This is a genomic window from Halorussus salinisoli, assembly GCA_005239435.1.
Classification (GTDB): domain Archaea; phylum Halobacteriota; class Halobacteria; order Halobacteriales; family Haladaptataceae; genus Halorussus; species Halorussus salinisoli.
Map to the genome: position 1 here is coordinate 332,016 of SZNP01000005.1, position 16,607 is coordinate 348,622.

At 64.7% G+C, this 16,607-nt stretch carries 17 protein-coding genes; 8 read left to right on the forward strand and 9 right to left on the reverse strand.

The genetic code is table 11. The features are described from left to right. The first annotated feature begins 1 nt into the window (after nt 1). Nucleotides 2-1,051: an NAD(P)-dependent alcohol dehydrogenase gene (locus tag E2484_RS16305; RefSeq protein ID WP_137286240.1), complete on the forward strand. Its 1,050-nt coding sequence runs from the start codon at nt 2-4 to the stop codon at nt 1,049-1,051. Between the two features lie 253 nt (nt 1,052-1,304). Here E2484_RS16305 and E2484_RS16310 read toward each other — a convergent pair whose 3' ends face one another. Both E2484_RS16310 and E2484_RS16315 read right to left on the reverse strand, forming a co-directional pair. Continuing rightward, nucleotides 1,305-1,970, reverse strand: coding sequence for a DUF7504 family protein (locus E2484_RS16310; protein WP_137286241.1), 666 nt, complete (start codon nt 1,968-1,970; stop codon nt 1,305-1,307). A 391-nt stretch (nt 1,971-2,361) separates the two neighbouring features. Next, nucleotides 2,362-2,649, reverse strand: coding sequence for a hypothetical protein (locus tag E2484_RS16315; RefSeq protein WP_137286242.1), 288 nt, complete (start codon nt 2,647-2,649; stop codon nt 2,362-2,364). Nucleotides 2,650-3,126: 477 nt separating this feature from the next. Here E2484_RS16315 and E2484_RS16320 point away from each other — a divergent pair, with 477 nt between their 5' ends. After that, nucleotides 3,127-4,086 carry a transcription initiation factor IIB gene (locus E2484_RS16320; RefSeq protein WP_137286243.1) on the forward strand — a complete coding sequence of 320 codons (960 nt, stop codon included), beginning with the start codon at nt 3,127-3,129 and terminating at the stop codon, nt 4,084-4,086. 31 nt (nt 4,087-4,117) lie between these two features. Next, nucleotides 4,118-4,420 carry a hypothetical protein gene (locus E2484_RS16325; protein WP_321112680.1) on the forward strand — a complete coding sequence of 101 codons (303 nt, stop codon included), beginning with the start codon at nt 4,118-4,120 and terminating at the stop codon, nt 4,418-4,420. A gap of 10 nt (nt 4,421-4,430) precedes the next feature. Here the strand turns inward: E2484_RS16325 and E2484_RS16330 are convergent, their stop codons facing one another. Next, the gene (locus E2484_RS16330; RefSeq protein WP_137286244.1) at nt 4,431-5,186 is read right to left on the reverse strand and encodes a CPBP family intramembrane glutamic endopeptidase; all 756 of its coding nucleotides are present in this window, start codon (nt 5,184-5,186) and stop codon (nt 4,431-4,433) included. A 22-nt stretch (nt 5,187-5,208) separates the two neighbouring features. Beyond that, entirely contained in the window at nt 5,209-5,631 is a 423-nt protein-coding gene (locus tag E2484_RS16335; RefSeq protein WP_137286245.1) for a hypothetical protein, read from the reverse strand. An 81-nt stretch (nt 5,632-5,712) separates the two neighbouring features. Between E2484_RS16335 and E2484_RS16340 the strand changes: the two genes are divergently transcribed. The 4 genes from E2484_RS16340 (at nt 5,713) to E2484_RS16355 (ending at nt 8,338) form a co-directional block, all read left to right on the forward strand. Next, nucleotides 5,713-5,982, forward strand: coding sequence for a Sec-independent protein translocase subunit TatA/TatB (locus E2484_RS16340; RefSeq protein WP_137286246.1), 270 nt, complete (start codon nt 5,713-5,715; stop codon nt 5,980-5,982). Nucleotides 5,983-6,084: 102 nt separating this feature from the next. Next, nucleotides 6,085-7,509: a Fe-S cluster assembly protein SufB gene (gene sufB, locus E2484_RS16345; RefSeq protein WP_137286247.1), complete on the forward strand. Its 1,425-nt coding sequence runs from the start codon at nt 6,085-6,087 to the stop codon at nt 7,507-7,509. A 104-nt stretch (nt 7,510-7,613) separates the two neighbouring features. Then, nucleotides 7,614-7,979: a DUF7344 domain-containing protein gene (locus E2484_RS16350; RefSeq protein WP_137286248.1), complete on the forward strand. Its 366-nt coding sequence runs from the start codon at nt 7,614-7,616 to the stop codon at nt 7,977-7,979. Between the two features lie 173 nt (nt 7,980-8,152). After that, nucleotides 8,153-8,338: a hypothetical protein gene (locus E2484_RS16355; RefSeq protein ID WP_137286249.1), complete on the forward strand. Its 186-nt coding sequence runs from the start codon at nt 8,153-8,155 to the stop codon at nt 8,336-8,338. Between the two features lie 372 nt (nt 8,339-8,710). Here E2484_RS16355 and ggt read toward each other — a convergent pair whose 3' ends face one another. Further along, nucleotides 8,711-10,384 carry a gamma-glutamyltransferase gene (gene ggt, locus E2484_RS16360; protein ID WP_137286250.1) on the reverse strand — a complete coding sequence of 558 codons (1,674 nt, stop codon included), beginning with the start codon at nt 10,382-10,384 and terminating at the stop codon, nt 8,711-8,713. A 170-nt stretch (nt 10,385-10,554) separates the two neighbouring features. Next, entirely contained in the window at nt 10,555-11,979 is a 1,425-nt protein-coding gene (locus E2484_RS16365) for a dihydroorotase (protein WP_137286251.1), read from the reverse strand. Nucleotides 11,980-12,529: 550 nt separating this feature from the next. On the opposite strand from E2484_RS16365, the gene hemE reads away from it, so the two are divergent. Then, complete coding sequence (gene hemE, locus E2484_RS16370) at nt 12,530-13,543, forward strand: uroporphyrinogen decarboxylase (RefSeq protein WP_137286252.1); 1,014 nt, start codon at nt 12,530-12,532, stop codon at nt 13,541-13,543. Between the two features lie 42 nt (nt 13,544-13,585). Here hemE and E2484_RS16375 read toward each other — a convergent pair whose 3' ends face one another. The 3 genes from E2484_RS16375 to hemH all read right to left on the reverse strand — a co-directional run bounded on the left by E2484_RS16375 (nt 13,586) and on the right by hemH (nt 16,506). Further along, the gene (locus E2484_RS16375) at nt 13,586-13,912 is read right to left on the reverse strand and encodes a hypothetical protein (protein ID WP_137286253.1); all 327 of its coding nucleotides are present in this window, start codon (nt 13,910-13,912) and stop codon (nt 13,586-13,588) included. Between the two features lie 207 nt (nt 13,913-14,119). After that, on the reverse strand, nt 14,120-15,445 hold the full coding sequence (gene hemG, locus E2484_RS16380; RefSeq protein ID WP_137286254.1) for a protoporphyrinogen oxidase: 1,326 nt from the start codon (nt 15,443-15,445) through the stop codon (nt 14,120-14,122). Beyond that, the gene (gene hemH / locus E2484_RS16385; RefSeq protein WP_137286255.1) at nt 15,442-16,506 is read right to left on the reverse strand and encodes a ferrochelatase; all 1,065 of its coding nucleotides are present in this window, start codon (nt 16,504-16,506) and stop codon (nt 15,442-15,444) included. The genes hemG and hemH overlap by 4 nt, the downstream gene beginning before the upstream one ends. Nucleotides 16,507-16,607 lie beyond the last annotated feature (101 nt).

A 16,607-nucleotide genomic window follows, 5' to 3' on the forward strand; every position in this document is an offset into this window, starting at 1 on the left:
AATGCGAGCATTCGTCATGAACGCAATCGGCGAGACGGGAGTCGCCGAGAAAGAGCGACCGAAACCGGGACCGAACGACGCGATACTCGAACCGACGGCGGCACTGATCTGCACCTCGGACGTACACACGGTCCACGGCGCAATCGGCGAGCGCGAGAACCTGACGCTCGGCCACGAAGCGGTCGGCGTCGTGGACGAGGTCGGGTCGGAGGTAGAGGAGTTCGCCGAAGGCGACCGAGTGGCGGTCGGGGCCATCACGCCCGACTGGGGATCCGCCGAGGCGCAGGACGGCCACCCGTCCCAGTCGGGCGGTCCGCTCGGCGGGTGGAAGTTCGCCAACGAGAAGGACGGCGTGTTCGCCGAGTACTTCCACGTCAACGACGCCGACGCGAACCTGGCCCGGATTCCGGACGGCGTGGCCGACGAGGAAGCGGTCTACGTCTGCGACATGCTGAGTACCGGTTTCGCGGCGGCCGAGAACGCAGCGATTCCGATGGGCGGGACCGTCGCCGTCTTCGCGCAGGGGCCGGTCGGCCTGATGGCGACGAAGGGCGCGGCGTTGCGGGGCGCAGGCCGGATTATCGCGGTCGAGAGCGTCCCGAAACGGCAGGAACTGGCCCGCGAGTACGGGGCCGACGAGGTGGTCGATTTCGAGGAGGTAGACCCCGTAGAACGCATACTGGAGGTGACCGATGGGGAAGGCGTCGATGGGGCAATCGAGGCGCTCGGCAGCGAGGAGACGCTGGCCGACTGCGTGGCGGTGACGAAACCGGGCGGCACTATCTCGAACGTGGGCTACTACGGCGAGGGCGAGACGGTCGATATCCCGCGGGAGGCGTGGGGCGTCGGCATGGCCGAGAAGGACATCGTGACCGACCTCTGTCCGGGCGGGCGACTTCGCCTCCGGCGACTCCTCCGCCTGATAGACGCCGGGCGGGTGGACCCGACGCCGATGACGACCCACGAGTTCGACTTCGAGAACGTCGACGAGGCCTTCGAGTTGATGGCGTCGAAGGAGGACGGCGTCATCAAACCGCTAGTGCGGTTCTGAAGAGAGAGTCGGGCGGACACGGGAAGATACTTATTCGGGGACGCCAAAGCGGAAGGTAGAATCAGTCTCGCCCGATGAGGCCAGACCGGCTGAGGGTGTCAGCAGGGGACTGCGGGCGTCGTCTGCTCGCATTCCTTCTGCTCTTTTGCCTTACCAACTCCGTCGTGTTACCAGTCGACCGAGTACGACTCGTCCGACTCCTATGAGCGTCGCTCGTCCGACTCGTAGAACGATCTCGGACCGCCGAACTGCGTCAGTAATCGAGGCGGTGACTCGTATTCCGGAGTTCGAACTGCAACCGTCCGTCGGTGTCCTCGGACACCCACAGCAGGCAGTCCACGACTGCCGTCAACTGGCTCACCGTCTCTTCGTCGTGCGCCGTGAAATCGATGCCGAATATTCCGAGTCCGTCACCGACCCGGAGGCCTCTCAGTTGTTCGAGGAGGCGACAGACGCGCCGCGTGGTCGCTCCCTCTATCATCGGCGTGAGCGACTGGACGACGAAGTGCTGCGTGCCGGTCGAGGGCGCGACGGTCGCGGTCAAATCCGAGAGAGCGATTACGAGTCGTTCCAAATCGTCGGGCGAAGGCATGTAGACGGTGGGAACGTCGGCATACGGGGCGGTCAGATACTGGTCTTCGGAGACTGTATCGACCACGGCGAGCGAGGGCACGCCGTTTGCAGTTTCGACGTCCTGAGTGTGGGCAACGGCCTCCTCGCGGCCCTCCGTCGTCGTGACGACGATGGCGGTGTCGTCAGATCCCCCGGCGTGCGCCAAGAGGCGGAGGCCGAGTGCGTACTCCGACGGGTCGACGGTTCCCGCGACGAGCATCGTGGTCGGCGGCGAAACGGTCTCGGCGACGTCACCGATGCGCCTCTCGCGGTCGTCTGCTCGACGGTGACGGGCGTTCACTGGCATCAGCTACCTTCCCCCATTCGCCGCGACGTCGTGAGCAATAGCTCGTGAAGTCCGCGAGTTCGTTCTCGGAGGTCCGTGCCGCAGTCCGCGCCGGAGAGGTCGATTTCGGTAATCATGGTCGTAGATGGTTGCCCAGTCCCGTCGAGAAGTCGGCCCAGCGGCTACCCGCCGGGAAGGCAGCGGAGTCATCCGGCACGGCGCATCTCAGAGCAGTGCCATCGGAAGACGCCACCACCGTGTGGCGGCAACCCGATGGGCGAACGGAGAAAGGACGGAGTTCCTGGTGTCAGACAGTCAGGTGGGACTCGGTATATAAGTTACGGCCGCGAACCGCGTGCTCCCGAGCGCCGGGGCGACTCCGGCGCGAATCGCACCGCCGAGTTCCCTCGTTTCAGTACTCCTCGGCGTCGAGTTCTTCGAGGTGCTGTTCGAGTTCGGGGTACTCGTCGAGGTCCACGAACCCGTACTCGCCGCCGCCGTAGAAGCTCTCGGGGAGTTCGCGCTCGACCAGCATCGTCTCGGGGTCGGCGTCGACGTGGTTCACCTTGTCCAGCGGGACGACGCGGGCCGTCTCGGTACCGTCGAGGCAGACGACGCTTCGCTCGCGCACGAGAACCGCGTCGAACTCCAGCGCGTCGTACTCGTCTACCGTGAACACTGTCGGGCGGGAAGGTGCCATACGTCGTGAAGTGGAGACTCGATATTAAAAGTCGGTGAAGAAGGCGACGGTGTCGAGGAGCGGCAAGACATCAACTTTTCCTTCTCTTAGAAATAGATACATTCCTTACACTCTGATTTTCGTTTCTTTACAGGTCGGACGTATTGCTCTCGGACTTGCGCTCGCTCCGCCCAGCGGAGCGAACGCAGACGCGGCGCGTCCCGTGGTCGGCGACAATCCACGAAACGCACGTAGTCGGCGGCAGTTTGCGGAACTCGGTGGCCAGTGGAAATCCGCGAAACCCGTGGCCAGTGGAAATCTGCTTAACTCGACGGTGTGGGTCGGTTCGAACGGTCTCGCCGACGAGACGAAACCGCGGTTTCGGCCGTAGGTGTCGCCCCGGAATCACTTCCTCCGGAAAATCACACCGTCACTTCGGACAGTGCCACGGAATAGCCACGCAGGGTTTATCTACCGCACCGCCTTACTAACAGACTCATGACGGGGCCAATCCGCCAGCGAGAGCGGGAGCAAGAGACCGAACAGGAGGAGACCGAGGAATCTCAGACGTGTCCGGAGTGCGAAGCAGGAACCTTAGTGGCCGACGCTGGCGGGAGCGAGCTGGTGTGCGAAGACTGTGGACTGGTCGTCGAAGAGCGCAACGTGGACCGCGGCCCCGAATGGCGCGCGTTCAATCATCAGGAGCGCCAGAACAAGAGTCGGGTCGGTGCGCCCACTACCAACACGATGCACGACAAGGGACTGACGACCACCATCGACTGGAAGAACAAGGACGCCTACGGTCGGTCGCTCTCCTCGGAGAAGCGAAGCCAGATGCACCGTCTCCGGAAGTGGCAGGAGCGCATCCGGACCAAGGACGCGGGCGAGCGCAACCTCCAGTTCGCGCTCAGCGAACTCAACCGGATGTCGTCGGCGCTCGGCGTCCCCCGCTCGATACAGGAAGTCGCCTCGGTCATCTACCGGCGCGCGCTGAAGGAGGACCTGATTCGCGGGCGCTCCATCGAGGGCGTCGCCACCGCCGCGCTCTACGCCGCCTGCCGGAAGGAGGGCATCCCGCGCTCGCTGGAGGAAGTGTCGGAAGTGGCCCGCGTGGACCGCAAGGAAATCGGACGGACCTACCGCTACATCTCCCAGGAACTCGAACTCGGGATGGAACCGGTCGACCCGAAGAAGTACGTGCCGCGGTTCTGCTCCGAACTCGACCTCAGCGAGGAAGTCGAGAGCAAGGCGAACGAGATCATCGACGTGACCGCCGAGAAGGGCCTGCTCTCGGGCAAGTCGCCGACGGGGTACGCGGCCGCGGCCATCTACGCCGCCTCCCTGCTCTGCAACGAGAAGAAGACCCAGCGCGAGGTCGCCGAGGTCGCGCAGGTCACCGAGGTCACGATTCGAAATCGATATCAGGAACAGATCAAGGCCATCGGACTTTACAACTGAGAGACCGTATCTCGTCGTGGAAGCGAACGGTGTGGCAAAGACGACAATGGAAATCGGACAGCAATTCGAACGACGATTGGGCGAAGAGTTCGGCGGGGACGCCGGGACGCGACGCGTCGTCGCGCGACAGGCCCGCGACCTCGCCGACTCGGGGCAGTTCGGGACGGACGTAGACCGGGAGTTGACGGCCCCGGTCGTCGTGGAGAACCTCCACGACGCGCCGGACGACCTCGCGCTCCCCGAGAAGTGGAACTGGTGGATGGGTGCGCTCGAACTCGCCTACGGCGGCTACGACCGGTTTCGGGTCGTTCGGTGGGCGGGCGGTCCGAAGTGACCCACCGAACTCAGGGCAACCCGCCGGTCGCGCCCAGATAGGCGACGTAGAACTGGACCGCGTTGAACGCGCCGTGGACGAACGCCGGAACCACGAGGTTGTCGGTCCACTCGTACGTGATGCCGAGGACCGGCGAGAGGACGAACAGCACCGCGAGATACGGGAGTTTTCCCGACCCCTGCAAGGAGAAGACGTGGACGACCGCGAAGACGAAACTAGCGACGCCGATGGCGACCCACGGCCCGAACGCCTCCCGGAGGCGGCCCTGTACGACTCCGCGGTAGAGTAGTTCCTCGCCCGGGCCGATGAACAAAAACGACAGCGGGACCAGCAGGAGGAAGATTCGAGGGTCCTGCTCGCCGAACTCCTCGACCGCGTTCGACGCCGACTGGACGTCGAGCGCGGACAGTATCGCCGAGACGACGACGAGACCGGCGAACAGCGCCACGACGCCGCCGACCGACCACGCGACGTCCCGGAGCGTCGGAATCCGAGCCTCGACGAAGTCCAGTCCGCGGTCGGTGTACGCCAGATAGCCGACCGCGAAGGTTCCGAACGCGACGCCCTGACCCATCACGACCGAGAGACCGAGCAGGAGTGCTGGTCGGTCCATCAGAGGGACGCCCGCCGCTATCAGTGCGACCGCCGTCACTCCGACGACCAGTACCGCGAATCCGTATCCACCGAGACCGAGCGCGGCCGCCGCGAGCAGTGCGCGCCCGGGCGAGGCCGACGCCGTCGGGCCGTCGACTCGTACTCGTTCCATTTCGTCTGCGTACGTTCCGGAGTCACTTGAAGGTCGCATGCACCGCGTCGACGGGCGTCGTCGGGCCGCGGCGGTACCGAGGAGCGTCGTCCGCGCGCTCGATTTCGAAGACCTGCAAGCAAATCACGAGTCGGCCGTCCGAGAGCGTGGCACGGAGCATCGGCCCGCGACTCGTGGCGGCCACGTACGGCGGGTCGGCGACCGGCGGTGCGGACAGCGAGTAGCCTGCCGCGCGTACCGCTCCCGCGAGTACGTCGGGCAAGCGCGCCCACACGCCCGCGGCGTCGAGTCCGGCGCGGAGCGAGTCGGCTACTTCGGTCGGGTCGGTGGTCCAGTCGGCGTCCCACGTCACGGCCACCGCGTCGGCCCCTCGCAGGACGAGTTCGACCGTCTCCGCGTGAGATTCGAGGACGTATGCGCTGGCGTCGTCTGCAGGGTCGGTCACGGGTCGTCTCGGCGTTCGGGTGCGAGATATAAATCTCGGGGGGAAAAGCCTACAAGTGAGGGGCCGAACCGTGAGGTAGAGATGGAACAGATGATTCCACTATTCGGGCCGATTCCGGGCGGGATGGAGATGATGGTGATTCTCCTGATCGCCGTCCTGCTGTTCGGCGCGAACAAGATTCCGAAACTCGCCCGCTCGACCGGCGAGGCGATGGGCGAGTTCAAGAAAGGGCGTCAAGAAATCGAAGACGAACTCCAGGAAGCGGCCGATCCGGACGTCGGTTCGACCGACCCTGACGTGGGTTCGACCGGGACCGACGCGAGCGTCGACACCGACACCTCCGAAGCGTAACGCTGGCGGCCTACTTTCTAGATCTCTCGTAACCACAATCGGTTTCTTCGAGCCGGGTATCGACACCGAAGTTAAGGGGCTTCGGTACCCAGTCATCAGTACATGAGTAGTGAAGAGCTTCAGGAAACCAACACCGAAGAGCGCTTCGAGTTCAAAAAGGAAGAGAGCGCGGCGCTCAGGTCCGACAAGGGGCTGACCGAAGAGGTCGTCCGTCTCATCAGCGACGACAAGGACGAACCCGACTGGATGCTCGACCAGCGACTCCGGGCGCTCGAGCATTGGAACAACATGCCGATGCCGACCGACTGGCCCGGCCAGCCGGACTTGACGAAGTTGGACGTGGAGGAGATCGTCCCGTACATCCGGCCCGACGTGGACAAGCGTACGGGTACCGACGACTGGGACGACCTGCCGGACGACATTCAGGACACGTTCGAGAAGCTGGGGATTCCGGAGGCCGAGCGCAAGGCGCTCTCGGGCGTCGGTGCCCAGTACGAATCGGAGGTCGTCTACCAGAACATGCAGGAGCAGTGGGAGGAGAAGGGCGTCGTCTTCTGCAACATGGACGAGGCAGTCCGCGAACACGAGGACCTCGTGAAGGAGTACTTCATGACCTCCTGCGTCCCGCCGAGCGACAACAAGTTCGCCGCGCTCCACGGCGCGGTCTGGTCGGGCGGGAGCTTCGTCTACGTCCCCGAGGACGTCACCGTCGAGATGCCGGTCCAGGCGTACTTCCGGATGAACTCCGAAGGGATGGGCCAGTTCGAACACACCCTCATCATCGCCGAGGAAGGCTCGGAGGTCCACTACATCGAGGGGTGTTCGGCCCCGAAGTACGGTACTCACAACCTCCACTCCGGCGGTGTGGAAGTGTTCGTCAAAGAAGACGCTCACGTCCAGTACTCGACCGTCCAGAACTGGTCGAAGAACACCTACAACCTCAACACCAAGCGCGCCATCGTGGAAGCGGGTGGACGGATGGAATGGGTGTCGGGGTCGATGGGGTCGAAAGCCACCATGCTCTACCCCTCCTCGATTCTCAAGGGACGGGGAGCCTCGGCCAATCACATCTCCATCGCGTTCGCTGGCGAGGGCCAGGACATCGACACGGGCGCGAAGGTCTACCACAACGCACCCCGGACCAACTCGACCATCGAGTCGAAGTCCATCTCGAAGGACGGCGGCCGCACCAACTACCGCGGTCTCGTCCACATCTCGGAGGGCGCGACCGACGCCTCCACGTCCGTCGAATGTGACGCGCTGATGTTCGACAACGAGTCGACCTCCGACACGATGCCCTACATGGAAATCGACGAGTCGAAGGTCGACGTGGCTCACGAGGCGACCGTCGGCAAAATCGGCGACGAGGACGTCTTCTACCTCCAGTCGCGGGGACTCGACGACGACGACGCCAAGCAGATGATCGTCTCGGGCTTCATCGAACCGCTGACCGAAGAGCTACCCATCGAGTACGCGGTCGAACTCAACCGCCTCATCGAGTTGGAGATGGAAGGTAGTCTCGGATAGTCGGACAGAGGCGCTTCTATCGATTCTTCTGCCGCGACGTAGACGCCCGACGGCCGGCCAACGGAATGCGATAGCCGTTTAAGCGTGAAGGAAAATTGTCGGATATGACCGGCGACTCCGCCGCTGACGACGACGACCGCGGCGGGTCACTCGGCGTCGACGAAGTGCTGACTCTTCTTAGCGATAGGTACCGACGACACACCCTCGCGTGCCTCGACGGCCTGCCCGCGCCAGTCTCGCTCGAGGACCTGACCGACCAGGTTGCGGGCCGGGAGTTCCAGCAACCGCCGGACAATGTGTCGATGATAAAGCGGACTCAAATCGCCACCGCGCTCCACCACACCCACCTGCCGAAGTTGGAGGAGGCCGGAATCCTCGTCTACGACGACGACGGAGGCAAGGTGACCGAGATCACCATCGAGGCACCGCTCACGGGGTTTCTCGACAAGATTCGACGGCACGAAGGGTAGCCGAGACTCGAACGCGGTCGAGGAGGCGTGAGGCTCTCGCGGTGCGGTGGCGAGGCCGTGCGATGACTCCGTGGCCCACACGGCAGCTAGCTTCCTCGACGGTCTCCGAGATTCGTCACGAACTGCGTTCCGTCGCCGCAACCACAAAGTCCCTCTCGCTCGTCGGGTAGAGTATGCAAGCACGAACTCAGACAGACCGCGGCCGGTCGCCACTCGGAACGCTCGTCCTTCTCGCGCTGACGTTCGCCATCGGCTACCTCCTCGGGTCCCAGAGCGGCAGGTCGGGAGAGTGGCAGGACGTGGAGAGCGAACCCACGGAAATCACCATCGACGGCGACGAGGAAGAGACCGAAGAGTAACATCCAGTTATTTATACCTATTGTATATCCTCTCTTTAGCAACCAATAGTTATGCTCGAGACGATATCTGTTGGTTGGTCGGGGAAATGTCGAGACGTAGATGGAACGACTTCGCGAGTCCAGAACGTATCGCATCGAACTACGACCCCGCTGTGAACGTCGGGAGTTAGCACTGTGTGAGTGGATAAATTACGCCACCGCACCCCGAGAGCCTCACGCCTCCCCAGCCTCCTGCGTTGCTCGCTCCGCTGCGCTACTCGTCCCTCACGCGATTTGCGCGGCGCACAGTTGCGCCGCGCCAGCGCGCGCCGGAGCAGAATAAGTCAGTCAGCGCGCGTCCGGGGAAACCCGTCGAGGCTCCCAAACGACGAGTCAGTAACCCGTCGCGTTTCCGTCCTTCCGGGGTTCGGTCGCGCCCGAGAGAACCGGGTCTTCGGAGTCCAGACCCTCGACGCGGGTGATCTGAGCACCGCCGAACATCACCGGCGGGAGGACGCGCACGTCGTGGCCCTTGCGAGCGAGTTTCGACTGGATACCACCGTCGAGGCGGCCCTCGACCGCGAGTTCGCCCGATTCGCGGTAGCGCCAGCGCGGGTAGTCCAGCGCGGCCTGAAGCGGCATGTCGTAGTCCACGAGGTTCGAGATTACCTGGACGTGGCCCTGCGGTTGCATGTAGCCGCCCATAACGCCGAACGCCGCCCAGTCGTCCTCGTCGAACTTGGCGAGCGCCGGAATCAGGGTGTGGAACGGTCGCTTGCCGGGTTCGAGGCTGTTCGGGTGGTCGGGGTCGAGCGAGAAGGAGGCCCCGCGGTTCTGGAGCGCGATGCCGGTGTCGCCCGCCACGAGTCCCGACCCGAAGCCAGCGAACCGGGAGTTGATGAACGAGACCAGATTCCCTTCGTCGTCGGCGACCGTCAGGAGGACCGTATCGGCGTCTTCGGCGTGAGAGTCGGGGACGCCGAAGGAAACGTCGTGGTCGGCGGACCCGTCGATGCCCTCCGCGCGCTCGGCCGCCCACTCCTCGGACTCCAGCGCCGGAATCTGCTCGAACTCGGGGTCGGTGATGTAGCGATGGCCGTCGTGGAACGCCCGCTTCATCGCCTCCGCGAAGTAGTGGATTCGCTCCGGCGAGTCGAGGGGGTGGTCGCCCGCACCGAGTTCCTCGGCGATGTTCAGGGCTTCGAGCGCGACGAGACCCTGATTGTTCGGCGGGAGTTCGTAGATTTCCGCGCCGTTGTAGGTCGTCGAGACCGGGTCGACGAACTCCGGTTCGAAGCCCGCGAGGTCCGCTTCGGTCATGAACCCGCCCTTCGACTGGACCTCGTCGACGATTTGCTCGGCGATTTCGCCCTCGTAGAACACGTCGGCACCCTCTTCGGCGATTCTTCGCATCGACTCGCCGAGGCGCGGCAGACGCATCGTCTCGCCGACGTCGGGCGCGCGACCGTCCTTCAGGTAGGCCTCGCGGGCGTGGTCGTCGGTGAACAGGTCCTCCGCGCCGGTCCAGTGCGAGGCGATAATCTCCGAGACGGGATACCCCTCGGTCGCGTACTCGATGGCCGGGCCGAGCGCGTCCGAAAGCGTGAGGCGACCCAACTCCTGGACGGTGGCCTCCCACCCGCGGGCCGTACCGGGCACCGTGACCGCGTGAGGGCCGAGGAAGGGCATCCCCGCGTCCTCGTCGGCGTCGGTCGCGTAGCCCCGCGACTCGGGGTAGTATTCGTCGGCGTTCGCGTCGGCTTCCAGCGCGGCGCTGACGTTCTCGATGGTCGCCTCGGCGGGCGCGCCGCCGCAAGAGCGCATCGCGCCGACCTCGCCGTCGGCGGTCCGGTAGAGCGCAAATACGTCGCCGCCGAGACCCGTACTCGTGGGTTCCACGACGTTGAGTGCCGCGGCGGTCGCCACCGCGGCGTCGAAGGCGTTGCCGCCCTCGCGCAGGATTCGGACGCCCGCCTCGCCGGCGAGCGGTTGGCTAGTGGCGACGAGTCCGTTCGGCGCGTAGACGGTCGAACGTCGAGACGTGAATCGGTCTGGGTCCGGGGTCATCGTCCGTACTTAACACAACCGGCCCTAAAACAACCCACCGAATATATTTGGATATGAGACTTTGGTGGTGGCCCAGCGTTCCGGCACGACGTTCGGGAGGCCATCGAGAGCGTCGAGGACGGGTGTTCGGGGAGCGGGGCACTGTCTCGTGGATGGAAGAGGAACGTCCGTCAGTTCCGGACTACGCCCTCCGGCCCGCGAGCTAGGTACTCCCGACCGCCCTTTTCGACCTGCAACTCGCCGTCTTCCACGACGACTTCGCCGCCGACGATGGTGTGGGTCGGGAGACCGGTCAGTTCCTGCCCGTGGAACGTCGAGTAGCGCGGTTCCATGGTGTGATAGAAGTCGTCGTCCACGACCGCCGACCGTTCGAGGTCCACGATAACCATGTCGGCGTCAGAGCCCTCGACGAGTGCGCCTTTCCGGGGGTAGAGCCCCCAGCGTTTGGCGTTGTTCTCGCAGGCGACCTCGACCAGTCGCTCCATCGAGATGCGGTTCTCGTTCACGCCCTCGCTCATCATGACGGGGAGGAAGTACTCGATGCCGTTGTTGTCGCCCGGGATGGCCTCCCACACGTCGCCGTACTTGCCCCCGTCTTTCTCCTTGAACTCGATCTTGTGCGGGCAGTGGTCGGTGCCGAGATACTCGACCGTGCCGTTTCGCAGGCCCTCCCAGAGTCGGTGTTTGCTGTCCTCGCCCCGGAGCGGCGGCGATATCTTGCCCCAGACGCCGAGGTCTTCGTCCTTGGTGTGGCCGAGGAACGCCGGCAGGGTCTCGGCGTGGAGTTGGACTCCCTGCTCTTGGAACCGCTCGCAGATGTCCACGCCCTCGCCCGTGGACATGTGGACGATGTAGGCGCGCGAGTCGGTGTACTCTGTGAGTCGCCCGATTTGTTCGATCTGCATCGCCTCGCAGATGTTCGGTGCGGATTCGGACCACGCTTCGAGGTCGTTGCGGCCCTCTTCCTGCAACTCCTGCCTGCGCTCGTGGGCGAGGTCCTCGTTCTCGGCGTGGAACATCACCACGCCATTGTTGATCTCCGAGACCTTGTCCAGCACCTTGTAGACGCGCCCGGCGTCGGAGTGGTCGATACCCAGCTCGGGCGAGGCGTGCTTGTACCAGTTGAAGAAGATTTTGAACGAGCGGACGCCCTCCTCGGCCAGTCCCTCGATCTCCTCGACGTGGTGGTCTTGGTGGACGATGGCGTGATACGCGAAGTCGATGTAGGAGTTCTCTCGGCCCACCTCGCGGAAGAAGTCCATGTCTGGGAGGTAGCGGTCGGGTTGAAGCAGGAAGTTCACGACGGTCGTGACGCCGCCGTGGACCGCCCCGCGAGTCTCGGTCTCGAAGTCGTGGGCCAACCCCTCGTGGTAGTCGTACTCGTAGCGCGAGAGCCCCCAGTGAACGTGGGGGTCGATGAACCCCGGAATCAGGTAGTTACCCTCGGCGTCGATGGTTCGGTCCGCGTCGGGGAGATTGCGCTCGGACCCGACCGCGACGATTTCGCCGTCCGCGGCCGCGACGCCGCCGTCGATGGTTCCGGCGGGCGTGACGACCCGCGCGTTCACGACTCGGAGGTCTGCGTGTCCTTCCATAACGTGGCACACAGACTACCGGGACTTAGAGTTATTCCCTGTCATTCGTTTTCGACGGTATCGAGAGGGTTCGAGGGTGTCGATACCGGAGACCGAAGAATCTGGTCCCGACTGAGGGGAACAGAGAGAAGCTAGCACCGCTCGAACGAAGGAAGACCGCACCTGCACGGCACCCGCGGCCGCAGGACTCCGCGCGGTTGGGCGCGACGCCCGCGGGCGTCGCGCCAGCACGCGCCGGACTCGAAAAGAAAATTATGCTTAAAAATAGTATTTACACGTTTCAAGGAATCATATATAAAGATCGGAAGCGCCTATACAATCGGCTGCCGGTCCGATAGCGACCGACCGTCAACCGACGCAGTAGGCCCGGCGAACTGTTTTCGAGCGGACGAAGGGGCCGGGCACCTTCTCGGTCGTCGCGGGGGCAACTCCCCACTGCTCGCTCGTCGGTCTTCGTTGCTAATCGACGGTACACCCCTCCGAGACCGGCCACAGTTTCCCGGCCACGATTCCGAAACCATTAGCCCACGCCGTGCCAACGCCCGGAGTAATGAGCGACTTGCTGGTACGAGCGGCGCGAGGCGAGCGAACCGAGCGACCGCCGGTCTGGTTGATGCGACAGGCCGGGCGGTACATCCCCGAGTACCGCGACATCCGGGAGGACTACACCTTCAAGGAGGCCATCTCGACGCCCGAGGTGGCCGAGCGCATCACCCTCCTGCCGTGGGACATCTTCGAACCCGACGGCCTCGTGATGTTCTCGGACATCCTGACCGTCCTCGAACCGCTCGGTCTCGACTACCACATCGAGAGCGGCACCGGCCCGGTCATCGAGAACCCCGTGACCCGTCCCTCGGAGGTGCCCGAGAGCCACGCGGACGTCCGCGAGGAACTCGATTACGTCGGCGCGCTCCTCGAACGCCTCCAGCGGAGCGTCGGTGACCGGACCAGCATCATCGGCTTCGCCGGCGGGCCGTTCACCCTCGCGGCCTACGCCGTCGCGGGCCAACCCGCGGGCAAGAAACAGAAGCCCATCCGCCGGTTCCGGGTCGAGTACCCCGAGGCGTTCCGGAGTCTGCTCGAACGCTTCGCCGACGTGGTGGTCGAGTACGTCGAGTATCAGGTCGAGGCGGGCGCGGACCTGATTCAGTTGTTCGACACCTACGCCGGACTCCTGACTCCCGACGACTATCGGGAGTTCGTCCAACCGCTCCACCAGCGCATCTTCGACGCTTGCGACGTACCCTCGGTCGTGTACGCTCGGAACCCGGGCGGCAAACTCGACCTGCTGGCCGACTCCGGCGCGGACGTAGTGAGCCTCGACTGGACCGTGGACATGCGAGAAGCGCGCGACCAGTTGGGCGACCTGCCCGTGCAGGGCAACCTCGACCCCTCGTACCTGCTGGGCGACGAGGCGTTCGTCCGCCAAGAGACCGAGAACGTCATCGAGAAGGCCGGACCCGAGGGTCACGTCCTGAATCTGGGCCACGGCATCGACCGCGAGACGCCGGTCGAGAACGCGAAGGCGTTCGTCGAGACCGCGAAGGAGTGGAACTGGGAGTAAGAGCAGTCCGCGAAATCGAATCGAAGAATCAGCGAACCGTTTTCAGTCGGCGTGAGGCTGCGCGCCGGTCGTCCGAGACGACGCGTCCGGCGCGTGGTCGGGGGTCGGTTCGGAGACCGACTCGGAGACCGCCGAGTCGTCGGGGGCCTTGTAGTAGGCGATGAGACTCCAGACGACGAACCCGGCACCTGCGCCGAGCGCAGACCCCATCAGGCCGAGCGAGTAGAACGCGACCCCCTGTCCGGAGAGGACGACCAGCGTGGGGACGCTGGTCGAGTGGGGGACCGAGGCGTTCTCGTCCAAGAGGGTCGGGAAGAGGCTTGCTATCGCGACGATGCTACCAGCGAGGATGACGATGTCTTGCCACATGGTTGGAGTAGATGGAAACCCCCGCCGTGGAGGGACCGTGCGGCGGGGCGTCCGTATTCAGAAATAGGAACTCAGATTGTAGTAAATATTTCTATCGGGAGACGGTTTGGGATGGGGTCCCATCTCGACATGGAATTATCGTGATGGATTCGGCTTCGGGTAGGAAGAACCGTGATACTTCGACGGAAGTGAAAAAGCGTCAGCCAATCAGTCGAGGCGCTCGGCGAACTCGTCGGCCAGCGACTCGGCCTCCCGAATCCGACTCGGGACGCCCATCCTCGCGGTGTAGTTGGTCGCCAATCGAACGCCCTCGGGCAGTTCCACCCGCTCCACGGCTTCCCACGAGGTGTCGTAGGCCGGGAACCCGCGCCGGAGGCGGTTCACGTCCACGACCTCCGCTGGCGCGCCCGTGACCTGCTCGAACTCCGCGGCCGCAATCTCGCCCATCCGCTCCTCGCTCTCGTCCAGAATTTCGGGGTCGTGCATCCCGCCGAGGAACGCGGTGTAAACTCCCCGGTCGAACATGCTCGCGTTCCACGAGACGCCGAGCGTCCGGAGGTCCTCGTCGAACCCGACCTGATAGCCTAACGCCGCCGGGTCCACGTCACCCTCCGCTTCGATGTCGGCCCGGAGGTAGACCATGGCGAGCGGATTGTAGTTCAACTCGCGGAGTGCGTCGGCCGAGTCGGGCGCGAGGTCGGCCACGAGGTCGGCCGTGAGCCCAGCGGGCGTGGTCAGGACGACCTGCTCGAACGCTGACGTACCGTCGAGGGTTTCGAGTTCGTAGGTCGGACCGTCTTCGCCGCCGTCACCCTCTCGAACTGCCGTCACTGGCGTTTCGAGTCGAATCGAGTCGGCGTGGGTCTCTGCGAGGGCCTCCGGCAGTCGCTGGAGGCCGTCGTCGAGCGAGATAGCCGGCGGGGTCTCCCGACCGCCCGCCGTGCGCTGGATGGCGGCCTTCAACAGGCTTCCGTGGCGCCGTTCGAGTTCGAGGAGGCCCGAGAGCGCGTGACCGACCGGCATCTCCGCGGGGTCCGAACCGTAGATGCCGCCGAAGAGAGGGCCGAGCAGGTTTCGGTAGGTCTCCGCGCCGAACTTCCGAGTGAACATCTCGGCGGCGGTCTCGTCGGGGTCGGCGGGGTCGGTGAAGGGTTCGCCGAGGACCTCGCGCTTCGCGTCGGCCGACAGCAGGTCGGTCTCGCCGAACTCCTCGGCGGAGAATGGCGCTGACCGGAGTTCGTCGTCGGCGTAGACGCAGATGGGGAGGTCCGGGTCGGCGGTCCGAACCTCCGACTCCAGGCCGAGGTCCGCAACGAGGTCGTCGATGCGGTCGGTGCGTCGGACGCGCTGGGGGCCCCGCTCCAACAGGTGGCCGTCGACGTTGCGACTCCGGACGACGCCGCCGGGGTCGGGCGCGGCCTCGAACAGGGTGAACTCCGCGCCGCGCTGGTCGAGGTAGTGGGCCAGCGAGAGACCGGTGATGCCGCCACCGACGATGCCGACCGACTGCCGGGAGTCCTCGCCCGGCTTCATGTTCGCTCGACCGGCGCGTTCAGGCACATCGCGTCGGGCGAGTCCGAACACTGGCACTGCCGGAACTGGTAGTAGCCGGGGTCGAAGTCACCGACGAACGGTTCCACGAGGTCGCCGAGGACGGTTCGGAAGCGGTCGTCGTCGTGGGGAACCGGGACGCGGTAGAAGTCGAGTCCGAGTTCCTCGGCCTCCTCGCGGAGTTCGTCGTCGAGTTCCGAGAGGGTCTCGCTCTGCTCGTGCATGAAGCTGATGGGTTCGACCACGACGCGTTCGGTGTCACCGGCCTCACCGACGTCCTCGATTGCGTCCTCCACGTCGGGTTCGGTCCACGGGATGTCGCGGTTCTCGTGGTTCTGGTAGCCGAGCGTGTAGGAGTCGACGCCGAGTTTGCGGGCGACGACCTCGCAGAACTCCTCGACGTAGTGGTCGTACCGGCTTCCCTCGTCCAGATAGTGACGCGGTGTGCCGTGGGCCGAGTAGACGAGTTCGGTGTTATCGTCGGTCAGGTCCACCCCGTGAGCCTCGGCGAATCGGCGGACGTTCTCTGCTCGAATCTGGTTGTAGAGGGGGTGGCGGTGCCAGCCCGTGATTTCGGCGACCGGCACGTCCCAGTCGCGTTCCGCGGTCGCGTCCTTCAGTTCTTCGAGCGAGGCGACGGTCGTGGAGGCGCCGCAGAGGGGGTAGACCGGCAGGCCGACGAGTTCGTCCACACCGTCCTCGCGGGCGGCCTCGACGGCGTCACCGATGAACGGTTCGGTGAACTGCATGCCGACGTAGGTTTCGGCGTCGTAGCCACGGGCGTCGAGTTCGTAGGCCAGCGCGTCGGCCTGAGCCTCGGCCTGAGGGTTCAACGGAGAGCCGCCGATTTCCTCGTACTCCTCGATGAGACCGGGCGCGCGTCGCTCCGCGAGTTGACGGGCGCGCTCTCGTCGCTCCTCGTCGGTGTCGGCCTCCTCCAGCGAGGCGTTGTTGCGGAAGATGCGTTCGAGGTAGGCGACGACGTTATCGCGAGTCGGTTCCGACGGCTCGCCGAAGTTGAGTAGGACGACTCCTGTGGTCATGGTCGGCCCTTAGGACAGTGCGATGTAATAGCTGTCGCTTGAAACGCAGTTCCCTCCACGCGAACGACTCGTCGGACCACGTACCAGTTGGAATCAGGTTT